This window comes from Butyrivibrio sp. FCS006, assembly GCF_000424525.1.
Classification (GTDB): domain Bacteria; phylum Bacillota; class Clostridia; order Lachnospirales; family Lachnospiraceae; genus Butyrivibrio.
This window is the reverse complement of sequence record NZ_AUKB01000008.1, coordinates 571265-595546: the sequence shown is the minus strand read 5'-3', so window position 1 is coordinate 595546 and position 24282 is coordinate 571265. Positions and strand designations below refer to the sequence as shown.

At 41.8% G+C, this 24282-nt stretch carries 15 protein-coding genes; all 15 read left to right on the top strand.

All coding sequences use genetic code 11. From position 1 onward, the window contains the following. The first annotated feature begins 108 nt into the window (after positions 1–108). The 15 genes from G633_RS0102615 (at position 109) to G633_RS0102545 (ending at position 24259) form a co-directional block, all read left to right on the top strand. Positions 109–1821: a GspE/PulE family protein gene (locus tag G633_RS0102615; protein WP_026518974.1), complete on the top strand. Its 1713-nt coding sequence runs from the start codon at positions 109–111 to the stop codon at positions 1819–1821. A gap of 21 nt (positions 1822–1842) precedes the next feature. Next, the gene (locus tag G633_RS0102610) at positions 1843–2895 is read left to right on the top strand and encodes a type IV pilus twitching motility protein PilT (protein WP_026518973.1); all 1053 of its coding nucleotides are present in this window, start codon (positions 1843–1845) and stop codon (positions 2893–2895) included. Positions 2896–2910: 15 nt separating this feature from the next. After that, positions 2911–4131: a type II secretion system F family protein gene (locus G633_RS0102605; RefSeq protein WP_026518972.1), complete on the top strand. Its 1221-nt coding sequence runs from the start codon at positions 2911–2913 to the stop codon at positions 4129–4131. Between the two features lie 49 nt (positions 4132–4180). Then, positions 4181–4981, top strand: coding sequence for a prepilin peptidase (locus tag G633_RS0102600; protein ID WP_026518971.1), 801 nt, complete (start codon positions 4181–4183; stop codon positions 4979–4981). A 33-nt stretch (positions 4982–5014) separates the two neighbouring features. After that, positions 5015–6661: a pilus assembly protein PilM gene (gene pilM / locus G633_RS0102595; RefSeq protein WP_026518970.1), complete on the top strand. Its 1647-nt coding sequence runs from the start codon at positions 5015–5017 to the stop codon at positions 6659–6661. Further along, entirely contained in the window at positions 6658–7311 is a 654-nt protein-coding gene (gene gspM / locus G633_RS0102590; protein WP_026518969.1) for a type II secretion system protein GspM, read from the top strand. The genes pilM and gspM overlap by 4 nt, the downstream gene beginning before the upstream one ends. Before the next feature lie 31 nt (positions 7312–7342). Further along, entirely contained in the window at positions 7343–9370 is a 2028-nt protein-coding gene (locus tag G633_RS0102585) for a hypothetical protein (RefSeq protein ID WP_026518968.1), read from the top strand. Positions 9371–9424: 54 nt separating this feature from the next. Next, a complete protein-coding gene (locus tag G633_RS17135) occupies positions 9425–17878 on the top strand; it encodes a type II secretion system protein (RefSeq protein ID WP_035770404.1) in 8454 nt (2817 codons plus the stop codon). 12 nt (positions 17879–17890) lie between these two features. Beyond that, on the top strand, positions 17891–18850 hold the full coding sequence (locus G633_RS0102575; RefSeq protein WP_207638098.1) for a hypothetical protein: 960 nt from the start codon (positions 17891–17893) through the stop codon (positions 18848–18850). A 23-nt stretch (positions 18851–18873) separates the two neighbouring features. After that, a complete protein-coding gene (locus G633_RS0102570; RefSeq protein WP_026518966.1) occupies positions 18874–19182 on the top strand; it encodes a hypothetical protein in 309 nt (102 codons plus the stop codon). Between the two features lie 4 nt (positions 19183–19186). Beyond that, positions 19187–19789, top strand: coding sequence for a hypothetical protein (locus G633_RS0102565; RefSeq protein WP_026518965.1), 603 nt, complete (start codon positions 19187–19189; stop codon positions 19787–19789). A 147-nt stretch (positions 19790–19936) separates the two neighbouring features. Beyond that, positions 19937–20896, top strand: a complete 960-nt coding sequence (locus G633_RS0102560) for a glycosyltransferase family 2 protein (RefSeq protein WP_026518964.1) — start codon at positions 19937–19939, stop codon at positions 20894–20896. Between the two features lie 26 nt (positions 20897–20922). Beyond that, on the top strand, positions 20923–21744 hold the full coding sequence (locus tag G633_RS0102555) for an Mrp/NBP35 family ATP-binding protein (protein ID WP_026518963.1): 822 nt from the start codon (positions 20923–20925) through the stop codon (positions 21742–21744). A 28-nt stretch (positions 21745–21772) separates the two neighbouring features. Then, a complete protein-coding gene (locus G633_RS17130; protein ID WP_051199859.1) occupies positions 21773–23125 on the top strand; it encodes an AI-2E family transporter in 1353 nt (450 codons plus the stop codon). A gap of 99 nt (positions 23126–23224) precedes the next feature. Continuing rightward, positions 23225–24259 carry a branched-chain amino acid aminotransferase gene (locus G633_RS0102545; RefSeq protein WP_022767083.1) on the top strand — a complete coding sequence of 345 codons (1035 nt, stop codon included), beginning with the start codon at positions 23225–23227 and terminating at the stop codon, positions 24257–24259. Positions 24260–24282: the final 23 nt, after the last annotated feature.

Below are 24282 nucleotides of genomic sequence, written 5' to 3'. Positions count from 1 at the left end.
GTTAAATAGTATAATAATGTATTATAATTAATAAAAGAATATGAATGGCGTTATAATATTTTTTCAACTAAAAATCATGATTATTCCAATCTGCAAAGGGGGGACAACATGGCTAAGAGGAAAATTGGCGAGCTACTGATTGAACGTGGACTTTTGACCGACAGCGAGCTTGAATTTGCACTTGATATGCAAAAACTCACTCATGAAAAGCTGGGTGAGGTCCTCATAAACAACAAGATCGTCACACCCGAGAACATAGCCCAGACTCTTGCCAGCCAGCTGGATGTGGACTATGTGGATCTCAACAAGAGAACCATCCCTACCGATTTAATGCGTATTGTCAGGAGGAACACCGCCAGACAGAATCATCTCATTCCTGTTCAGAAGGATGGAGATACTCTGTATGTTGCAATGGAAGATCCTCTTAATTACTTTGCCATGGACGAGGTGAGGAAGGCCACCAATTTAAGGGTCGTTCCTCTCATCGCCACTCAGGCTGCCGTTGAGCATGCCATTAATTCTCTTTACGGCAATGAGACTGCCAACAAGGCTATTGCCGATTTTAAAAAAGAGCAGAAGGATGATGAAGATCAGTCTGAAGCTCTTACTAACTTTGACTTTATCATTTCATCAAATGTGATCAGTGGAGATGCCGAGAGTGCTCCCACCATCCGTCTGGTAAATTCCATTATTGAGCGCGCTGTTCAGGAGCGTGCTTCTGATATCCATTTCGAGCCCAGAGAGAACGATATGGATGTTCGAATGCGTATAGACGGCATAATGAGGGAGATCCTCACAGTGCCCAAGAATATCACGGCTTCAGTTATCGCCAGAGTAAAGACAATGTCCGGAATGGACGTTGCTGAGAAGAGAGTTCCTCAGGACGGGCGTTTTGCTGCAAGCGTTCTAAACAAAAGTATCGACATGCGTGTATCTACTCTTCCCATAGCCTGGGGTGAGAAGATAGTATGTCGTCTTCTTGACAAATCCAACACTAACATTGATAAAGAGATGCTTGGCCTCAGACCGGATGACATGGAGAAGTATGAGAAACTCATCCACTACAAGAACGGTGTCATGCTCCTTGTTGGTCCTACAGGTTCAGGTAAGACCACGACCATGTATGCCATGCTCAATGAGCTTAATACAAGGGACGTGAACCTTGTAACCCTAGAGGATCCTATCGAGTATAACCTTGAGGGCCTTAACCAGGTACAGATCAATCCAAAGACCAACATGACATTTGCCAACGGCCTTCGTGCCATACTTCGTCAGGACCCGGATATCGTATCAGTGGGTGAGATCCGTGACGGTGAGACTGCTGAGATCTGTATGAGAGCGGCCCTCACGGGACGTTTTGTAATCAGTACTATCCATACTAATGATGCAGTTGGTGCTATTGACCGTCTCATTGATATCGGTGTTGAGCCATATCTTGTTTCGGCTACTCTCAGGGGCGTTATATCCCAGAGACTTATAAGGCGTATATGCCCTTACTGCGGCGAAGAGTATGAACCTCAGAGAGATGAGGTGGAGAGGCTCAATCTCAAGATGCAGCCCGGTATGAAATTCAGATACGGCAAGGGCTGTCAGCACTGCTACAACACCGGTTATTCCGGGCGAATAGCAGTATTTGAGATCATGCTGATAACACCAGAGGTAAGGGAGCTGATCTATAAGAATGCAGGAAGAAAGGCTATAGAAGAAGAACTTTACAAGACGGGCAACTTCGTATCCCTTAAGGATGCCGGAGCAAAGCTTGTCCTGGAGGGTATTACCACAGCTTATGAAGTTATGAGAATAACCAACGAGAATGACTAAAGCTTAAACGGGGGATATGTCATGACAAGTATTGAAGAGCTGGTAAGAAGAGCAAAAGAAGAAGGGGCTTCCGACATCCATATTATATGCGGACTTCCGCCCAAGTACAGAAAGGACGGAGAATTAGAGAATATGGAAGATACTGTGGTAACCGAAGGTGACTGCCTTGAAATTGCAAGACAGCTCTCAAAAACAGATGAAGCCTATGATGAGCTGATGACCACAGGAGAACTTGATGCTGCCGATACCTTTGCAGACAACCGTTGCCGTATCCATCTGTTTAAACAGCAGGGGGTTCCGAGTCTTGCTCTGCGTATTCTGTCTGAACGAATCCCTGAGCTGTCTACTCTTGGCGTTCCTATCGCAGTTATGGAGCTTCCGAAACTCCATAAAGGCATCGTTCTTGTTACAGGAGAGACCGGTTCAGGTAAATCAACAACCCTGGCAGCGATACTTGATAATATCAACCACAACTACAAACGTCATATCGTGACTCTTGAAGACCCGATAGAGTATATGTATAAGCCTGACCTGTGCGCAATTAATCAGCGCGAGGTTGGAAAAGATACCCAGAGCTTTGCAATGGGACTGAGGGCATCTCTTCGTGAGGATCCAAACGTCATTCTCATTGGTGAAATGCGTGACAGAGACACAATAGAAACAGCTATTACAGCAGCTGAGACCGGACACCTTGTATTCGGAACACTTCATACTGGATCTGCATCGGATTCCATAGACCGTATGGTACAGGTATTTCCAGAAGCTGCCCAGCAGCAGATAAGGCTCCAGCTCTCCATGGTCCTTCAGGCAGTGCTGACACAGCAGCTGATCCAAAAAAAGGGCGGAGGAAGAGTTCTTGCAGCTGAATATATGATAGTTACCGATGCCATCAGGAATCTTATCCGAACAGGTAATACTCCGCAGATAGCCAATGCTGTTGCTACCAGTGCCGAGATAGGCGGACAGACCATGGACCAGGCGCTTGTAATGCTGGTGCGCAAGGGACTGATCACAAGAGACAATGCACTTCATTATGCTGTAAACAAAGACTATGTCACAAGACACATGATGTAAACGGGGGTAACATACGTGAACAGCTATAAGTATTCAGCTCTTTCATCTACAGGCGAAAAGATAAACGGAATGATCGAGGCGGTTGACCAGCTTGATGCTTCCTCAAAGATAAGACAGCAATACAGTATGATCCTTGATATCAAGGAGATCAAGGGAGTTGGGGCACTTCCCGGGTTCCTCAACATGGACATCGGAGGTAATAAGCTCAATAACAAGGAGTTTACTCTGATGTGTAGCCAGCTTGCCACTGTTCTTTCCGCCGGAATACCTATTTCCAGAGCCATAAGACTTATAGGAGATAAGGTTTCAGACAAGACTCTTAAGAGGATCCTGACCCAGGCAGGTGAAGATGTAGAAGCGGGTCGTACAGTTTCTTCATCTTTCGAGGAACATGGAGGCAATCTCTTTCCTGTTACCTTTATAGAGACCATTAGGGCGGGAGAGGCTGCCGGTGACCTTGCAGGAGCCTTTGATTCAATGGCCAGACATTTCAACAAACAGGCCAAGATGGGCGCCAAGGTAAGGGCAGCAATGGGTTATCCTCTTTTCGTACTTGCTGTTGCGGTAGTTGTTGTAATGGTACTTATGGTCAGGGTTGTTCCTACATTCACGGCAATATTTAAAGACCTTGGAGGAAATCTTCCGCTGATGACAAGGATACTCATCGGCACTTCTGACTTTTTCAAGAATAATATCATCTATATGATATTGGTAATTGCAGTGATAGTTTTGGCTTACATTTTGTATAAGAGAACCCCTAAGGGAGAGATGAATCTTGCAAGACTCCAGCTCAAACTCCCGGTCCTTGGCAATATTGCAGAGCTCAATGCCGCAAGTCTTTTTGCCAACACCATGGCTACCATGATAGGAGCAGGTCTTCCCGTTACAAGAGCGGTACAGATAACCAGCCAGGTAATGACGAACCTGCTTTTCAAGGAAAAGGTAGCGGGTATGGTGACCAGGATTGAGGAAGGGCGAACAATACTTGATTCCATGAGAGAGACAGAGATCATGCCTGACATATTGTGCGATATGGTGGGTGTTGGCGAAGAGACCGGTGAAATGAAGCACACTCTTGATCTGACTGCGGAGTATTATGACAATGAGCTCGAACAGGCAGTTCAGAGCGCTATTTCAAAGCTTGAACCGGGACTTCTGATCTTCATCGCTCTTATAGCAGGATTTATCGTAATAGCGATTTACATGGCCATGTTTAGTATGTATTCAATGATGTGATTAAAAATATTATCGAAGCGCACAACAAGGATTGGGGGGACAAAAGAAATTGCTGATCTATTACGGAGTATGCGCAGGTCTACTGGGGCTGATCTTCGGTTCTTTCCTGAATTGTACGGCTATGCGCATAGTAAGAGGAGAGGATTTTGTAAAGGGGAGAAGCCACTGCATGAGCTGTGGTCATGAGCTCTTTGCACCGGATCTGATACCTTTGTTTAGCTACCTGGTACATAAGGGCAGATGCAGATACTGTAAAGCTAAGATATCTGCAAGATATCCGATCACTGAATTTGTATTCATGCTTCTGAGCCTGGGACTTTATGTAGCATTTATAGGCTTTGGGTTTGGCTCCTATATAACATTTTTTAAGTATTGGGTTCTGACCGGGTGCTTATTTTTGATAGCCCTTACGGATCTTGAAGCCTTTGATATACCTGACGGAGCACTTTTACTGGGGGCTGTTTCCTGGGTCATCTTTACGGCTGTTGAGGTGATAATTGGAGTGCATGATCTGAAATGGGCGTTTCATCATCTGCTTGCAGGCCTGATCATCGGCGGAGCGATGCTTCTGATAAGCCTTATCATGGACAAGATACTTGGAAGGGACAGCCTGGGTGGAGGCGACATAAAACTATATGCTCTGCTGGGACTTTATCTTGGATACGCAGGAAGCTATGAACTCATCATATTGTCCTGCATACTGGGACTATTGTTTGCAGGGGCCAGGAAGATCCTTTTTCCGGAGTCGTCGAAAGAATTTCCTTTCGGACCTGCTATAGCACTTGGCGGATATATCCTCCTGATCTTTGGGGATGCGCTTACAGGCTGGTATTTGGGACTTTTGACATAAAGAACATAAAAGTATATTGCAAGGGGAAAACAAATGGCAAAAACTGATGGAATTCTTGGAATTGATGTAAGACATGGTAAACTTTCACTTTCTATCATCAGGGGCGGCAAGATCAACAAAACCGTCTGGGTGGACGTACCCGGCAACATTGTAGATGATTATAAGATCCTGTCAGAGAATCTTTTTTCTGAGTTTCTCAAGGACAAGATGAAGGAAAACAAGATTAAAGCCAAAAAGGCTGTTGTTGTCATATCTGACACCGATCTTGTCATCCGCAGCTTCAGCATGCCTGCCATGGATGATTCGCAGCTGAAACTGAATGTGCCCTTTGAATTCAGCGACTTCATCTCCGGGGATATGAAGGAGTATATCTTCGATTATGTTAAAAGAGATGCAAGACCTGAGGACGCTTCGGGACAGGTGAATCTGATCGCTTATGCTGTTCGTGTGGAATATATCAGGAAAGTCGGCGAAGCCTTGAGAAATGCAGGTCTTAAACTTGAAAGAGCCGTTCCTGAGACTATTTGCTATGAAACACTCCTTGAGAGCCTCAGTGATCCTGAGGATGCTAATAAAGAGAGGTGTTTTCTTGATATTGGCACAAACCATATCACCATGCGCATATTCAGAGATGGGGACTACAGGCTCAGCCATATCATTGATTTAGGCGAAAATAAAATAATTCAATCTATTGCGGATGAACTAAACTGTGACGTCAATTTAGCCGAAACATATTTAAGAAGTAACTATCAGGATTGCCAGAACTGCCAAGGTGCTGTTAATGCCTACAAGGATATCTCTCTGGAGATCATAAAGGGCCTTAATTATTACGATATGTCCGATGCCACCTCCAAGCTCAAGGATGTGGTACTCTGTGGCCCGGGAGCAATGACAGGTCCGCTGGTAGCTCTTTTGCAGGAAAGAATTGATAAGTCGGTTTACACCATACAGGATATGTTCCCGGGTGGTGAAAACAATGCCGACCTGAATGTGACATCACCTTCAGTCATAGCGCTTACCAGTGCTGCAAACGGGATAGGTATACTTGAGAGCGCTGCGTATACCGATGTTAAAAAGACTGATTGGAAGCTTGTGCTCCTGGGAGCAATTGCAGCTGTTGCTGTAGTCGTCCTTGCAGTAAAGGTAGGTATACTTGACAAGTATAACGAGCTGGTAAGGTCACAGGCTTATGAGGCTGAGCTTCAGGCCAGGGTGAATGCAGATACCCTGTTTATAAAACAGGCTGAGGAACTCTCTGTTGAGTATTATCACTACACCTGGGATGACATGACTGAAGAAGAAAAAGGAAGAGTCAGCCGCGTGGATGTGGCAAACCTGGCTGATTTCATCGTAAGTCAGGGAGTATCTGTAAGATCAATTAACCTTAAAGAGAAGACACTGGTTGTTGGTGTTACCGGAGATTCTCTTAATACCATGAGTAAACTTACTGCAGCACTGACAGATCTTGATATAGTTGAGAGCTGTTCCCTCTCCATGGCGCAGAAAGAAAGCGCAGAGGATACAAATACAAGCGTACCGGTATCTTCAACATCTTCTGATGAGGAGGTGGCTGAGGAGGATTACGCAGTCGAGACTGTTGACCTGAACAGCGTCGTGAATGCTGAGATCAACATCTATCTGACAACGCTTAATTCAGAAGAGAGGGGAGGAGAACAATGAATATTTTAACCAAAAAGTTTTCGACAAGAGAAAAAATACTGTTGTCTGTACTTGTAATTATCATTGTGGCAGCACTTTATTATATGTTCATCTATCAGCCTCTGACTGCAAGTTTGAATAATTCAAAGTCAAATGCCCAAGCTCTTGAGCAACAGCTTGTTGCACTTGATATAAAGGTTGAACAGATTAAAAACATGCAGAAGTCCATTGAGGAATATGCAGACAACGGACATATCGTCAGCATCATGCCCAGCTATAATGCAGGCAAGCAGGAACTTGTATTTTTGAACAGCACTCTGGCAGCTTCAGATGATTATTATGTTGGTTTTACAAACATCACAAGACAGGGAAATCAGATCAGAAGAGAGTTTTCATTGAAGTTTACCGTGGATCGTTACAGCGATGCCGAGAATATCATAAACATTCTCGAGCACAGTGATCTTCGGTGTCTTATAAGTGATTTCTCTGTTAAACCTGTGGAGCAGGACGGCAGAGTTGAAACCGATGAAGTGGAGGCTAACTGCGTGGCAACCTTCTATGAGACAATGTTTGGTGGAGTTGCTGATGCTGAGCTTCCGCCTGATTCTGCCAAGGAGCAGGAGGAGGTCATAGGCACATACGAGTATGAGCCGGGCTCCCTCGGTAATTAGTGGTCCAAATTATTTACAGAGGAGTATTATTATGAAAAGAAATTTCGGAAGGATTTTGAGTCGAGGATTTCATAGAGGGCTTAAGATTGTTTCAATTTCCGTGCTTGGAAGCCTGGTGGCGTTTTGTTCCCCCCAGGCTCTTTGTCATGTTATGGCGGCAGGACCTGTAAGGTTCACCACATATCTCATGGTCGATGAGAACGGTGAATTTGCTACAGATGCCGGAGGAGAGTATATTCAGCTCTTTGACGAAAAGGGTAATCTTCTTGCCTATAATGATGATGTCAAGGAATTTCTAAAGAAAAACTCCGATAAGGACGGAAATAATAAGCTTGCTGCGAAAGAGAAAGAGTTCTTTCTCATTGACGGAAAGCTATACCTTGATGAGTCGGGCTCGGAGGAGCTGGCTGATCTTTCTGTGGTAATGCCGGCAATTTTTAAATATGACATCATTGATTCGGGATACACCCTTGAAGCAGGTAACGGAACAGTTTTTATCAGTCCGCTGCAGGTGAATGGTGATTCTGTCTATGTGGCAAGAGTCGCCGGAGATTATCAGAAACTTCCTGCATTCACAATATCTGAAGACGGTAATATCGGATATTTTGAGAGAGGCTCAGTTTCAGGTAATGGCAGCGAGATTTCTTTTGTATATGATTCAAACTATTTCTACGATGAGAACTTAAATCAGATAGACAATATGAGTGCAATTGTTCCGGGACCGGGAGATGAGAGTGCCCCCATGTTTACAGGATATTACATCAAGAACGGCAGTGATCGAAGGCTGTTTGTTGATGTTGATGGCGCAGTTGTGATGTCTCCGGATGAGTACAGGTCAATAATTGGCGGTGCAAGCATCGAGCCGGAATACTGCTACACTGTTAATCTGAATGCTGACGGCGTTGATACATTCACGATTTATTCAGATACTGAAAGTGGAAGTCTTTACAGCGATTACAGAAAAGAAGCAGCTTTTGAAAATCTAAGTGGCGATATGCTCTCACAGCTTTCATACGAAAACAATACGGCCAGAGGACATTTTGCAGGATTTTACTCAGCAAATGAAGAAAGTACTCTGAAGTTTATTGATAGTGCAGGAAACCTGACAGGTGAAGATGGAGAAGCAGAAGGAAACAGAGACTACTTTGCCCGCTTCTATCATGTCATTACTGCTGATGGAGGTAATGGAGGAGAAATCTTTTATTCAGACGGAAAGACATACAGCGACTCTGAACTTACAACTGAAGTCTCCAATATTGCAGATATTACAGGTGGAATACCCGAAGATTATACGGAAGATGTACATAGCGATGAAAAAGAAATGGATGGTATTACCACCAGATATTTCATTGGTTATTACTTTGCGTCCGATTTCGGGGCAGATGAAGAAGCTGATGAAAAAGAGATGCTTCTTTCCGAATATGAGGAGGAAGGATTTGACCCTTCGGCTGTAGAGATCAACAAAGTTAAATTTGCAGACAGGGACGGAAACATTGTATTTAATCATGATGAAGCGCCTTCATTTGATGGTGATATGGCTGTTTATCAGAACTGGTATACAGTGACGGTATGGGACGACGGAGAAGTCGAGATCGGCGAGGAAGCTGACGAGATCAAAGCCGATGAGGAAACTGACGAGACCAAAGTCGATGAGGAAACTGACGAGACCAAACTCGATGAGGATACTGAGAAAACTGAAGAACCGGAAAATCCCGAAGATGTAATCCCGGAAGAAGAAAAAGATGCAGCTTCCACAGAACCTGCTATCAGTGAGCCCGCAGCTGAAGGCACAGACAGCACTGCCCCAAATACCAATTCAGAGGAGGGCGAAGATAAGAATAAGGAAGGCATAGAAGAGGATGCCAAGCCTAATGACGATAGTACGAAGAAAACTGAAGGGTCTGATTCCGGAGATGACGGTGGAAATGGTGGAAACGGTGGAACCGGTGGAACCGGTGGAGATGGTTCCGATAATAGTGGCACCGATAAGCAGGGCGGCGATAATACTGGAATAGACATGAATGTGCCCAAATCAGAAGATGAGACAGAGGGCAACTAAAGTTATTAACTGAAAGAGGTTTCTGTAATTTTTTCTTTCAGGAGGGGTGATATTATGAACAGAGGGATCAGGTTTTTTACCGGAACAAAACGGAAAAAGGCGGGATTTTCGCTGGCAGAGGTTCTGGTTGTAATTGTTATATTAGGCATTCTGGCAGCTGTAGGAGGTGTCAGTGCTGTTTCAATGTACAAAAACATGAAGCAGACTCAGCTGGATAAAACTGCCGAGACAATATTCCATGCTGCTCAGGACAGACTCAGCGAGCTGTATGCCTACGGTAAGGAAGACACTATTGAGAATGGCGGAACACCGGTAACCGGATTCGCAGATAAAAAAGTCTTTTATATAAAGAGCGGTGTATCAAGTGAGGCCAATACTGCGATCATGGGCGATGACACCGTAAATGGCGATGTTTTTGCCAATTACTGGGTTATTGAGTACCAGGCATCCACCTGCCGAGTGCTCAATGTTGTGTATGCCGACAAGAACGACACCGGCCTTGGAGGCTTTGGCAGAGGTATCAACGAAACTACAGCGATTGGTACACTGGAAAATGCCATTATAAATCATGCATTCTCTATAGATGACCGCAGGAACAAGTTTGGCTGGTACGGCGAAACTGATATTAAACCACTTCTTTCTGCAAACAAACAAGTGGGCAATACTTCTGTGGATGTTGACATTATAAACGAAGAGAATCTTTACGCACATGTAAGAGTATCTGTCGGCTGGGAAGACAGCCTTACAGAGGATAAGATTCAAAAATTTTTGGAAAATGTATCTATACAATTGAAACTGAAGGATGCAGATACAGGTGCTGAATATGTATATCCCAGTATTCCTGCAGATAAACTGCTGAGTGGCCCGGGACTCAATAATACGCCTGAAGGCTTTTATAACGGAAAGTCAGATGCTGACGGTGGTGCAACTGACTATGTGTCTGCCAAATATATCAGTGCGTCATGGGATGTCCTTCTGGACAGCCTTTATGATGACGCCTTTGATTCAGGGAGTAAGAGCAGATATGTTCCTGCAGTAACTCTCGGACATGATTTTTATCTTATAGCTAAGCTTGAAGGTGCTAAAGGTATCACACCGACTGTACAGGATTATGATATTGACAACAGTCTTTTTGCTGCGGCTTCAGGCACCAAGGCCTATATTGAATACGGAAGACATCTTCAGAATGTGGGCAAAGCAGAGGTCAGCGGTCTTAACGCTATTCAGATTGCTGACATTAACTTCAATGCCAAGGCTCCGGATGGAGTTACCAGAGATAACGATCTGGATAAGTTCAATAAATTCTGGCTCTCTGTATATGACGATGTAGGCGGATTCACCAATTTTAAGCCAACTGATTCATCATACCTTGCTTCTTATGACGGACAGAATCATCTTATCAAGAACCTTGATATCAATCAGGTGAACGGTACATCTGATTCCGGAATATTAGGAACTCTTTCTTATGCAGATACTGTTGTCAGCGTTAAGAACGTCATTATAACCGACAGCACCATAAGCAGTACTTCCGGAGCCGGAAAAGCAGGCATGTTTGCTGCAAATGTCACAGCTTCTAATGGAGTTACTCTGGAAAACTGCTATCTGAACAAAGTGACTATAGATGGTTCAAATACAGCTTCTCTGGGCGGATTTATCGGAGAGGCTACTTCTGATGTAACAGCAGAAAACTGCTCATTTGCAGCTGTAAAAGTCGGAACAGACGTATCACCTGCTGTTTCGGGTTCATTCATCGGCAAGATCAGTGCGGGTTTGGAAGGAAAGAACCTGTCTGTCTTGGGCGGAAGTGTAAGGGCTACATCAAATTCAGGCGGTATTATCGGTTCTTCTGATGCTGACTCTAAAGATATTACCCTGAAAGGATGCAAAGTTTTAGGAACTGAGGTAGCTGCTTCAAATGGTAATGCGGGCGGAATCGCAGGAAATGTTAAAAATGCTCAAATTACAATTAGCGAAGATACTGCAGTAGCATCAGGTATTGTAAGATCTTCGAGCGGAAATGCCGGTGGATTCATCGGTAATGCAGATGCTGTCATTAACATAAAGGATTCTGAGTATTTTATTCCTTCATCAGCTGAAAGCGATAAGGATGCATGCAGTGTCAAGACTGAATTTGTCAAGACCATGGGCCTTAGTGCGAATACTCCGAATGCTATTTTAAAATATGTCCATCTCAAGGATAAGTTTGAATTTAAGTATATTGAGGATCTGAAAGCAGATGATGTTGTCAGCAAGAGAACAATTGTCGGTTATGGCAATGTCGGAGGCCTTGTAGGTGCATCAACTAAAAATATAACTATAGAAAACACCTTTAGTGCAGGTGTTCTTTCTGCTGCTACAAATGCAGGCGGTTTTGTTGGATCTACAACAGGTAAGCTATCAGTAAACAGTTCATACTCTGATTTCTACATCTCCGGTAAGAATGTAGGTGGTTTTGCAGCAGCGTGCAACAGTAGTTCTGAATTCCATTCCTGCTACACAGCCGGATTCCTCACAAGTACTGCGGATACTGCAGCAGGTTTTGCTCCAGTGGAAATTGGCGATGTGTCTGATTCCTACAGCGTATTCAATTTTGACAATGTATGTGATTTTTCCGGAAAAGCAGGACAGGACTCTGATCATAATGTAAATGTAAACGGAACAGTTAACAATTACCCTGATGTGAATGCTCATAACAACTGCTACCCGATAGCTCCTAAATCAAAAGGAGTAGCATATTATGTATATACAGCTACAACTTTCACAGAATCAGCTAATGCAGTAGCTGTAACTTCAACAGAACTTGCAGAAAACACAAAAACCGGCGGCGGAACTCTTTTAGGCGGCAATTTTGTTACAGGTACAGATAGTGGAAGTACCTATCCATATTCACTTTCATCGTTCCTGGATACAACTTTGGTTGACTATCCGTTCCCTAAGCTCAATGTCAGCAAGGTTACCGTTGTAGATAGCTCACCTACTGACAATGTAAAACTCGGTCATTACAATGACTGGCTTACATTTGACGGAAAGAACGATATCGAAATATGGTACATGATGTATGATGAGAACCTTAAAGAACTTAGGACAGATGTCAGATTTGCAAGAAAAACTAAAGCTGTTCCGGTAACAACAGCATCCGGTACAGAATATCAGATAAATGTTGGATCACATTCTTCTTTCAGTGGATATAAGTTTGTGGGATATTATGATCCCGATACAGCTTATAAGGTAGGATCAACTTCTTTTGACAGAGCTAAGAAGTTGGATTATCTTGCCAAAACAGATGATGCTCTTTTGGATTCTGTTAAGAGTACCATGAAGACTGGTGACAGAGTGGTTCAGACTTCTATAAACGGAACTAATACATTCGGTGAAACATGTTCCACTCACTCATCAATTTTTAGAGCAGACAGCAACGGAACAAAAAAGATGTACGCTGTCTATAGATTTAATAAACCGTATTCAGTAAGACTATCTTATATTGAATATGTACTTCCTGCCAAGAATGCAACATCTGAATCAAAAACGCTTAGGCAGATATATACAGGATCTAAAGTCGCATCTACAGATGAGTTCCAGGTTGCTTACAAGGAACCTTCAGATGGTTGCGATGTAATTTACAGCAATCAGCCTGATATAAGAGAAAAGGTAAGAGCATCACACAGTAAACTTGCACATGATGAAGAACTTATTGAAGACTATATTGCAGAGAAGATATTGAGTGATGAAACACTCCTACGTCAGCTGGATGAAAAACGAGCTGCTGCAAATAAGGTTATTACTAGAGAAATTCCTAATTTTAAGAGTGCCGGATTTGAGCTGCTCGATCTTCAGGCATTATATCAGAATCGCGTAATCACCAGGGCGTATAGAGATAATGTACTTCAAAAACCGGTATATACAATAGTCAGAATTGGACCCGAAAAGGATTCTGACGGTAATACTGTGCCTTTTGAAAACAGGGGATGTACGGAAGTTACAAAAGATAGTGATAACAAAATCAGTATGTCGACTTATAAGGCATTTGACTATGTAATTCTGTACAACTCAGACTATGCTAACAGAAGACTTAACCTTGTATTCGAGAACACGAAGCAGAATGAATCAAGTACCATACCTGTGGTAAATAATTATGAGAGTTTTAGTGAATCTCTTGCGGCTAGAGAGATTAGTACTGATGCTTCGAAAAAGTATACAGTAAGGGTTGGTGATGAAGGTTTTACGGATATAGAGGGCAGTACTCTTGTGAAATTGATGGACGAAAAGACTGCTCCGACATTTGCCGGATTTACAAAATCAAAAACTGATGCCGGCTATGTTAATGGTGTATATACAGTTACGCACTATTATCAGCGGAACAAGTATAAGATTTATTTCGGGCTGAATTGGCCTCAAAGACTGACTCCCCCTGAGAAATATAACGGTAGTGAAGCCAGGGCTCCTAAGACTGATATTTATTATGGGCAGACATACCACGATACTCTGTGGGAGGATAAGAAGACCGATGTTGAAATCAGTATTACCGGTCCTAATATCAATGCGCTCAAGGGGTCTAATGAAATATGGTTGGGAACAAGGAATTACGGAGGCGGATGGAGTTATAACAGACGTTTTTATAGTTATGAAGAAGTTCAAACATATATAAAGAATAATTTATCAGGTAATACCGGATCAATCAGGCTTAGGATTGGTTCTGGCTATTTTTCATCCGCAAATGATTATAATTGGTATAAAACGGATGTGATTTCATATGCATTTACACGTGAAGGATTTATTCTTACGGGATTTAAATACTATTATCAGTCAGATACCGGAACAGTTCAGTATGATGATAAAAAATTTAGAGAAGCCGGCGAGACAAATAGCGTAGAAGAAATATTGACTATGCCTGACAGGGATGTGCTTGTAGTTCCGATTTGGACAGAAAACCCCCTTACCCTTAGAGTCGAAATTTATTATCAGAGTGCATATGACAATATTAACGCATCAACAAAGCAATATGAGTTATACAAGGGAACTACTTTCGGTGTTAATAATGGTATAGCTTCCGGAGCGGTAGATGCTCAGGGCAATACACTTAAGGTTACTGACCTTATCATGAAGAGTAGTGATACCTCTTTTGTAGATTATCTTGAACCCTTCGTAAAGAATAATTGTTTCGATATCAAAGATGATCATAATATCGAGAAACAATATCCTTATGAAGCCAATAAGGCAAACTCAGCCAGATATGGCAAACCGCACTTTGACGGAAGCAATGCGATGGTTGTTGCGTTGTATTATGATCGTATTGAGGTGGAATACAGGTTCCATTTTATTACCGATACTGATAACTCTGTTACCTCAAATAGAGTGTTGGATCAGGTTCTTATTGATGGTCCCAATATGAACAATCTGAGAAATTCAGACAATATATATAGACGTAGTAATAATGGCTATCAATATTATGTGGGCGATTATGATGATCTTATAACATATATTGCGAATAATACTTCCGGTAATTCAGGAACGATCTATTTGAAATTATCATACTATGGGAATAATTTCACTGCTTACACCTGGACCAAGACATATATAAACAGCAGGGTTGTCACACATCATGATGATGCTGACTGGTCTCAGTGGGATGATTTCCATAAATACAGCACACTTGATGATATTAGTGCCGATGATGAAAGTGCCCCTGCGGATAAAAAAGCATTCAGTATGGCATTAAACAGTACATCATCTATGTCTGATTTTGTGCCTGTAGGAAATCATGCAAAAGTGAAAGTAGTATTCGGAGATCATAAAGCTGTGAACGGAACTTCGGTTGATTATGTAGAATACACAGGATCAAGAGGATATGCGTTCCGAAATAATATTACGGATACAAGCAAAGTAAATTATGGAGTAATTGTTTATATTAGAGGGCTTTATGGTGCTCCGGCAGTATTCTCTTCAGATGGCAGCAACCTGATGCCGACATGGTTCTATTATACGAGCTTAAGTGATTCAGAGCCGTTTGAGTTGCAGGAATACAGGTTAGGTGGTACTTCAGGTACGAGCTACACAGAATTCAGCTTACGTCTTTTCCAGGACATAAATAAAGATTTGGCAGATTATGACCGAAAAGGTAAAGACCTGTACCCTAATTATCTTAATAATGTTAATGGTAGTGGAACTTCTATAGGATTTACAGAATTCTATACTGAAATAACACCCGGTGATGATGCCTGGAGCACTGCTACAAAAAAACGAACGAATGCAAATACGCCTGATGATTTCGGATCAGATTATTTTAATGATCTTCCAATAATAAATAATTATGGAAGAACAACCAATACAAATACATACTTCATCACCAACGATGCAATGCGTATTTTTGTAGAGGGATATACCACATACTATATTTTAAATTACAACGATGAATATTCTTATCATGCTTACAATGAGAATAATATTCCAGAATACACCGGATATGGATATCTGAATCAATATGTATGGCTTAAACGTAATACATTTACTCTGGATTTTGTTGATGCCACTCTGAAGAACGGGGTTAATTTTACTACAGACTACTTATATAAGCAGGAAATTCCAAGGCTGCCAAGAGGAATAAGAGTCACTGAAGGTACTCAGGTACTTGAACCGGAGATAACTGCTCCTAGTGACGATTATATCTTTGATGGATGGTATGCATCCAGTGCTCATGATCCTGCGACAAAAATTGCCGAAGCAGATGGCACTATATGTGAATCATACAAACAACTGGCATCGACGCTCGTAGATAGTAATAATAATCTTCTTATGAACTGTCAGAATTTGCAGGCATTCGCATACTGGGCACCAAAAGAGTGTAATATTCAGTTCAATCCGTTCTATCCTGATGTAACAAATAATAAGGTAGATACGGAGCTGATATGCAATCCTAATCCGGTACCATATAAAACGACAATCACAAGTCTTCCTGAAAAACCAAGAGACTTAGACGAAAATCGTATTATGGTTAAGGAGGGAGACGATTACTTCTATGTGATCAAAAATGATGCCGGAGATGTTGTCAAAAAGTACAAGTTCCTGGGATGGTACCTGTATTCGGGACTTAATGAACCTACAGATATGAGTGATCTTACAGAGCAGGTTATAGCTGGACAAACCGAGATTATAAATCACTCTACGTTGTATGGTAAGTGGCAACTAATTGTTGGAAATCCGACATATACAATAATCTGCTCTGATTATACAAGTGGAAATGAGGAGATATTCAGCGTAATAAGATCAGGCAATCCGGGAGAGAGTATAACAATAAATCCTCCTATCAGTACTGATGATAGAAGTAAGGATATCAGGATACTCAGTGGATCCTATGAGAATCTTAAGAACTACGAAGCTCTGTCGAATCCTGTCCAAGTGACCATAATCGACGGAATGACACTGAGATTCAGATATAAGGAGGCCTCGGCATGGCAGTATATTGTTAATAACTGTATTAATATCGATGGTCAGGATATTATAATCAGTTCATATCAGGTAGATGATGTCACATACGCACGGGCATTGGTAGCCCCGACTGATATTCCAGGATATTCAATCTATGAATATCAGATTGATACGGATACCACGACTATAGCAGATACCAGTGATTATATACCTGTTAACAGGCCTGAAAATTCAGCAGATGCTGTTACGATAACAGTTAGATACAAGCTGAAGCCAAACGTAATAATCGCAAGAAGCGGATCAATAAATTATTATAAGTATGATCCGATTGACTGGATTACTTATGTTTCTGAAGATGTTTCGAATTCATTTAAATGGGCTGATGAAACATATGGTCCTGCTATCATTTACAATGTTAATGGTGTGACTACATCTACATTTTTAGATAATGATGCATCTGACGCTGCTGCGATTGAAGCAATAGCTGCTATCGCACCAGGCACATATCCTGTCACAATGCAGCTTGTGGCGATGAAAAGGAATGATACTTCTTCATATATGCCGATCAAGGTTTCGGTTAATGCGGATGATGAGACCACTAGTGATGTCGATGTTGTTGTACAGACTTCAGTGACGATCAATAAGTCAGCTTATGCATTGAAATTTGTCGGCAGTACAGAAGAAAATGATGGTTTCATTTACTATAAGTTTGCGGGTAAAGAAGGAACTACAGGATTATGGTACTGGGATGAAGAACTTAAGTATGAAATCGGTGCAGATGGTACAAGTATAGTTACTTATGATATAAGTACATTACCGACAGGAATTCAAAAAAATGCTCAAAATGTTCAAAACATAATTGAGGCAACGAAGGATATTGATACAGGAAAGTATAAATTCTTCTTCATCGTCAATGGTACAGAAGCATTTATAGTTGTTGACAGCGATGGAATACTCGGCAATGGTAATAAGCTTAATAATGATCTTGTGGCTTATGTTGAAGCCAGCAGCGGAACCACCAAATATATTATTAAGCTGTACAATGTAAATGGTGAAGAGACAGGCACGATAGAAGTGTGGATTTAATCTGTTTATACAATGATTAACGATGATGGAGTTATGAAATTGAAAAAACTTCTTTTTCAGAAAAATCTAATATGGTTTAAAAGATTGAGATCCTCAAAGGGTGCGTCAGTTGTCTTTGCCCTTGTCGGCTTTATGTTTGCCGCAATGATAGCCTTTGTGGTTATCAACGCGGCATACAGTGCCGCCACCAGGGTTAAGAGACTCAAATATGATGAGCAGTCATTCCTTCTTGCCGAATCCATGTCAGGAATCATCACGGAGGCTCTTACCGGCAATGGTAACTTAGTAGAGCTTCCTGATCACTCTCAAGTACGAAGACCTGATAAAGCGGCAGGTGACCCGGATGAATATCTTAAGTATGATGCACTGACCCTGAATTATCAGTACATTGAGCAAAAGAACCCTTCAGATGGAAGTATCACCATGTACTTCAACGCTACAGAAAATGGTGGAGCTTTTATTGAAAGTGTTGCTTCCGGAGATACGAAACCGACATTTTATGACGTTGTCAAGGCTAAGGATACTGCGGATGTGAGGGATGTCAGCAAGGCAGTGCGGAATATGATCCGTGATCTGGCAAGAAAGATCGATCGAGGCGAAACTGAGGTCCAGGAAACTCTTACAACTAACTTCACCAATCCGGACACCAATGAATACTTTTCTGTTGAGACAAAGTTTACCATGAATAGTTCCTATTCTATAAATGCTGTGACGGAAGCAAAGGTTCTTAAGACAGCAGGCGGAGATGTGTTGTCCAAATATATTGTTAGAATGGATGCAGCAGCAGCTGTTAGGACCGACAAGCTGATATGTGCAGGAATTAAAAGCGAAAGTGGCGGTGTAAGCGCAATTCAAATTAATGATTTTACAGATAATGTTGCAGATGGTTCGGAGGAACTTGTTAAAGTTTCCTGCTATTCCGTTACATGGCCTGCTGACCAGATGAGAAGCGTATATTCAACATCCCATTAAAGATTTGGAAGTTGTGAGGTAATATGAAGATTAATGCACTGTTAAGAAAAAAGATAAGGTCAAAATGTGGAGAGACCCTGACAGAAACGTTGTCGGCTCTTCTTATAATCGTGCCTGCCATGGTAATGCTTGCGGGAGCTATTGTCACAGCAGCAAGGATAAATTTCGAGGCCAGAAATTCAAAAGCCACGTCGCTACCGGAACTTACCGAGACGACCGGCACAGCAGGGAGCATAACAGGTTCCGGTGCTGTCAGCTTTACCGGATCTATCAGCTGGTGCAATGAAACTGATGCCGATGGCAAAAAGTCAATCTTTTATTATTTCAGGTAAACGTATGAAAAATATTGCGAAGAAGATTAAAAGCAAATTAAAGAAAAGCAGAGGATTTACTATTGCCGAGCTGTTGTTTTCGGTTATTATCCTGATGCTCTCAACTTCAGTGATAATACAGTGTTTTAACTTAGGCGTTGGAAATGTAGTACGAGAGACAAGGGCATCAGAGGCACAGCTTTTGTGTTCTGCGCTGGCGTCATCTCTACAGAATGAACTGACCTACGCAAGGGACATAGAAATTGAAGGCGGAAAGCTTAAGACGTATTTCAGCAGCTCCAGGAAAATGGGTGAAGGCAGCAAGATTGAAGTCGATTCTAATGGTGAGATAAGGATCAAGAATGCTATGGGTGAAGATTATCCTCTTGTGACTAAGACGAATTATACCGCAGCAAACAGGGCTGCAGTAAAGAGCAGTGATACATATTTCCTGAAAGCATATCTTGATGGAAACGCAATACAGTGGAATAGCACAGATCAAGTATTCATAGTAACACTCTGGGTTGATGATGCCTCCAAAGGAGCTCTTACAGCTGCTGAGGCTAAACAAAAGGCTCTGGCATATACCCAGTTCAGAGTTAAACCTCTCACAGTTGTTAGCAACTAAGGAAGTCAAAATAACCGTCCCCATGACTTATAAACGCCACAGTTTAAGCAAACTGTGGCGCTTTTTTGAATTTCCATGGTATCTATGGTGATTTTTAGCTAAATGTATTATTATAAGAGGGTATGAGAATTATTTGGAGGATATAATATGGGAAGGCTTTTCTGCGTTATCCCTTGCTATAACGAGCAAGAGGTTCTGCCGACTACTTCATCCCTTCTTCGGGACAAATTACACGCTTTAATTGAACAAAACAAGATTTCTTCTGATAGCAGAATTGTTTTTGTTAATGACGGTTCAAGAGATGCAACCTGGGAGATAATAAAGGCTCTTCATGATGAGGATGAGATTTTTCAGGGAATCAATCTCTCCAAGAATATGGGCCATCAGAATGCGCTCCTTGCCGGACTTATGACTGCAAAAGACCTTTGTGATGCAGCCATTTCTCTCGATGCGGATCTTCAGGATGACATAAATGCCATTGATGAAATGATCGATAAGTTCAACGAGGGCTGCGATGTTGTTTATGGTGTAAGAAGCGCCAGAAAAACTGACACATTCTTTAAGAGAACAACAGCAGAAGGCTTTTATAAGCTTATGGACAAGCTTGGTGCCAAGACGGTTTATAACCATGCGGATTACAGACTGATGTCCAGAAGAGCTCTTTTAGGCCTTGCAGAGTTTGGTGAAGTTAATCTGTTCCTCAGAGGAATAGTTCCCATGGTTGGCTATAAGAGCGACGTTGTTTACTACGAAAGAGCCGAGAGGTTTGCAGGAGAGAGCAAGTATCCGTTAAAAAAGATGCTTAGTTTTGCAATTGAAGGAATAACAAGCCTTTCAACAAAGCCAATCAAAATGATCACAGGACTTGGCTTTTTCATCTTTATTGTGAGCATTGCAGTTCTGATCTATTCGCTTGTAAGATACTTTACAGGAAATACTATTCAGGGCTGGACAACAACAGTGATTTCAGTATGGGCCATCGGAGGTCTTATGATGATCTCCCTTGGGGTTATTGGCGAGTATATAGGCAAGATTTACCTTGAGACCAAGAACAGGCCAAGGTTTATCATAGAATCTTATCTCGGTGACGAGAAGGATCAGAAATAAATTCAGAAACAGAGGTAGTAGAAATTATGGCAAACGGACATGGCAAGAAGCCGGAAGATTTTAAGAAACAGATGGAAGATAGCATGAGAGCTCCCTTAAATGAGAACTCTTCGGTTAAAAAGGTTATCGGAATCGTAAGTGGTAAGGGAGGCGTAGGAAAGAGCCTTGTAACAGGTCTTTCGGCATCTCTGATGAATAAAAAGGGCTATAAGACAGCAATTATGGATGCTGATATTACAGGACCATCCATACCTAAGATGTTTGGAATAGGCAAGCTGAACTTTGCCGACGAGAATGGGAATATGCTTCCGGCTACAACAGAAGGCGGAATGAAGGTAATGTCTCTTAATATGCTCATGGAAAATGAGACTGATCCCGTTATCTGGAGAGGACCTGTGATCGCAGGAATCGTTAAACAGTTCTGGTCAGATGTAAACTGGGGCGATATAGATTACATGTTTGTTGATATGCCTCCGGGAACAGGTGATGTGCCTCTTACAGTATTCCAGTCACTTCCCGTTGACGGAATAATTGTGGTAGCAACTCCTCAGGAGCTTGTGGGAATGATAGTCGATAAGGCTATAAATATGGCCAAGATGATGAATATTCCTGTTCTTGGCATTGTTGAAAACATGAGCTATATGGAATGCCCACACTGTGGTGAGCCAATCTATATCTTTGGTGAGAGTAAGCTTGACGCTTATGCAGCTTCAAGGGGACTTGATGTACTTGGAAGAATTCCTATGAATCCTGATTTTGCTTCCAAGTGTGATGGAGGAAAAGCAGAAGATATCGAAGTAGATTGCCTGGACAGTCTTGTTTATGTGCTTGATGGAATGACAGAATAATACTCATATTTATTCTGAGGTAAAAGAGATGAAGAATAAGCCAAATCAAAACCAAATAACCTGGGGCATCACAATATTTTTTGTTGCTGTAGGGACACTTCTTGCTTATTACATTATTTTCCATGGCAGGACATTCCTTTCAACGCTGAATAACATGCTGGATTCAATTTCCGGCGTAATTATGGGCGTGGTTTTGGCATATATACTGATACCTATGCTAAATGGCATTGAGAGAACGATTTTGATCCCTATATATAAGAGAAGAGGAATCGATGTCTCTTTTTCCAAAGATGCAGATTGGAAAAAGAGAAAGCAGATGAGAGGCATAGCAGTTCTTATTACTATTGCCATATTTATTTTGCTGGTCTATACACTTCTTATCATCATTATTCCTCAGCTTGTAAGCAGTATTCGAGAGATCATAAATAATCTGCCGGATTATATCAAAAAGGTTGATGACTACTCCAATTCACTTCTTGATAATAATCCCGATCTGCAGGAACTTATAGATTCGCAGCTGGATTCATACTATGCAACATTATCTGTGTTCATCACAAGGAACATTAAACCTTATCTTCCTGAATGGCAGACGGTTCTTAAGGTTGCTTCAAAAAGTGTAATGTCAGGCGTAAGCGCGATAATCAACATTATAGTCGGTGTCATTGTTGCTATTTATGTTCTTAATTCTAAAGAGAGATTTACGACCAGGGGCAAAAAGATTGCTTATTCTCTCTTTAAAGAAAATGTAGCCAACGAGCTTATATCGGCATTCAGATTTACACACAGAACCTTTGAGAGCTTTATTGGCGGTAAGATTGTTGATTCTATAATTATCGGTATCATTTGCTATATAGGATGCAAGATATTGAAGATAGATTATCCTGTGCTGATTTCGGTTATAGTTGGCGTTACAAATGTAATTCCGTTCTTTGGACCATATATCGGAGGCGGAGCAGGAGCTCTTTTGCTGATATTGATCGATCCTATACAGGCCCTTATATTCCTGATCTTTGTTATTGTTCTTCAGCAGTTTGACGGAAATATTTTAGGACCATATATACTTGGAGGCTCAACAGGTCTTTCAAGCTTCTGGGTTATATTCTCGATCATGTTCTTTGGAGGTCTATGGGGTATAGTTGGATGGCTCATCGGAGTTCCGATTTTTGCTGTATTCTATGCCTTTGTTGCAAGGATTACCAACCATTATCTGCGCAAAAAGAGCTTGAGTACCGATACCAGTGATTATTACGACCTTGCATATATTGAAAACGGTGAGTATAAGCCTTTAAGTGATCAGGCAAATACGAAGTATAATGCGGGTAGAAAAAAGGTATCCGGTCTCAAAAAGCTCTTTGACAGAAAGAAGACTACAAAGAAGTGATTTTTGGATAATGGGCACTTGACGTTAATTTATTTTGAATTATAATTGTTACTAATTAGTGCTTTGACGTGTTAAAGTACGGGAAGGGGAGCTGTTATTATGGCTAAGAAAAATTTAGATTGGGCAAATATTGGATTCGCTTATCATGTTGCCGACAAGAGATTTGTATCCAATTACAAGGACGGAAAATGGGATGACGGTGTTATCACAGAGGATTCCACAATTACCTTAAGTGAGGATGCCGGAGTTCTTCATTACGCGCAGGAGTGCTTTGAGGGCCTTAAGGCTTATGAGACAGAGGATGGAAGAATTGTTACCTTCAGACCTGATCTCAACGCCAAGAGAATGGTTGATTCCGCAAAGAGACTTGAGATGCCTTCTTTCCCGGAAGATAGATTTATTAAGGCAGTAGAAGAAGTTGTTGCAGCTAACGCAGACTGGGTACCACCTTACGGAAGCGGAGCAACACTTTATATCAGACCTGTTATGTTTGCAACAGGCAATGTAATCGGTGTTAAGCCTGCCGATGAATATCAGTTCAGAATCTTCGTAACACCTGTAGGACCTTACTTCAAGGGCGGTGCTAAGCCTATCGTTGTTAAGATCAGTGATTTCGACAGAGCAGCACCTCACGGAACGGGTAACATCAAGGCCGGACTTAACTATGCAATGAGTCTTCATGCTATTGTAACAGCTCATGAAGAAGGCTTTGCAGAGAACGTATATCTTGATGCTGAGTCAAGAACCTACATCGAGGAGACAGGTGGAGCAAACATCATCTTTGTTACCAAGGACGGCTCACTTGTAGTTCCTAAGTCACACACAGATTCAATTCTTCCTTCAATCACAAGAAGATCAATCGTTTATGTTGCAAAAGAGATCCTTGGCATGAATGTAGAAGAAAGACCTGTTAAGCTTTCAGAGGTTTCAGACTTTGTTGAGATGGGACTTTGCGGAACAGCAGCAGTTATTTCTCCTGTAGGCAAGATCAATGATCATGGAAAAGAGATCTGCTTCGTAAACGGAATGGATGAGATGGGACCAGTAATCAAAAAGCTCTATGACACCCTCACAGGTATTCAGATGGGCACTGTAGAAGCTCCCGAAGGATGGATCCACGAAATCAAAATGTAAAAAAATAATGCCTCAGGCCAAGA

What these genes read in the sequence shown, in the direction of transcription:
- pilM (WP_026518970.1), top strand. Translation starts at nt 5,015, where the DNA reads ATGGCAAAAACTGATGGAATTCTTGGAATTGATGTAAGACATGGTAAA.
- G633_RS17135 (WP_035770404.1), top strand. Translation starts at nt 9,425, where the DNA reads ATGAACAGAGGGATCAGGTTTTTTACCGGAACAAAACGGAAAAAGGCG.
- G633_RS0102610 (WP_026518973.1), top strand. Translation starts at nt 1,843, where the DNA reads ATGACAAGTATTGAAGAGCTGGTAAGAAGAGCAAAAGAAGAAGGGGCT.
- gspM (WP_026518969.1), top strand. Translation starts at nt 6,658, where the DNA reads ATGAATATTTTAACCAAAAAGTTTTCGACAAGAGAAAAAATACTGTTG.
- G633_RS0102555 (WP_026518963.1), top strand. Translation starts at nt 20,923, where the DNA reads ATGGCAAACGGACATGGCAAGAAGCCGGAAGATTTTAAGAAACAGATG.
- G633_RS0102545 (WP_022767083.1), top strand. Translation starts at nt 23,225, where the DNA reads ATGGCTAAGAAAAATTTAGATTGGGCAAATATTGGATTCGCTTATCAT.
- G633_RS0102565 (WP_026518965.1), top strand. Translation starts at nt 19,187, where the DNA reads ATGAAAAATATTGCGAAGAAGATTAAAAGCAAATTAAAGAAAAGCAGA.
- G633_RS0102615 (WP_026518974.1), top strand. Translation starts at nt 109, where the DNA reads ATGGCTAAGAGGAAAATTGGCGAGCTACTGATTGAACGTGGACTTTTG.
- G633_RS0102570 (WP_026518966.1), top strand. Translation starts at nt 18,874, where the DNA reads ATGAAGATTAATGCACTGTTAAGAAAAAAGATAAGGTCAAAATGTGGA.
- G633_RS17130 (WP_051199859.1), top strand. Translation starts at nt 21,773, where the DNA reads ATGAAGAATAAGCCAAATCAAAACCAAATAACCTGGGGCATCACAATA.
- G633_RS0102585 (WP_026518968.1), top strand. Translation starts at nt 7,343, where the DNA reads ATGAAAAGAAATTTCGGAAGGATTTTGAGTCGAGGATTTCATAGAGGG.
- G633_RS0102560 (WP_026518964.1), top strand. Translation starts at nt 19,937, where the DNA reads ATGGGAAGGCTTTTCTGCGTTATCCCTTGCTATAACGAGCAAGAGGTT.
- G633_RS0102575 (WP_207638098.1), top strand. Translation starts at nt 17,891, where the DNA reads ATGATTAACGATGATGGAGTTATGAAATTGAAAAAACTTCTTTTTCAG.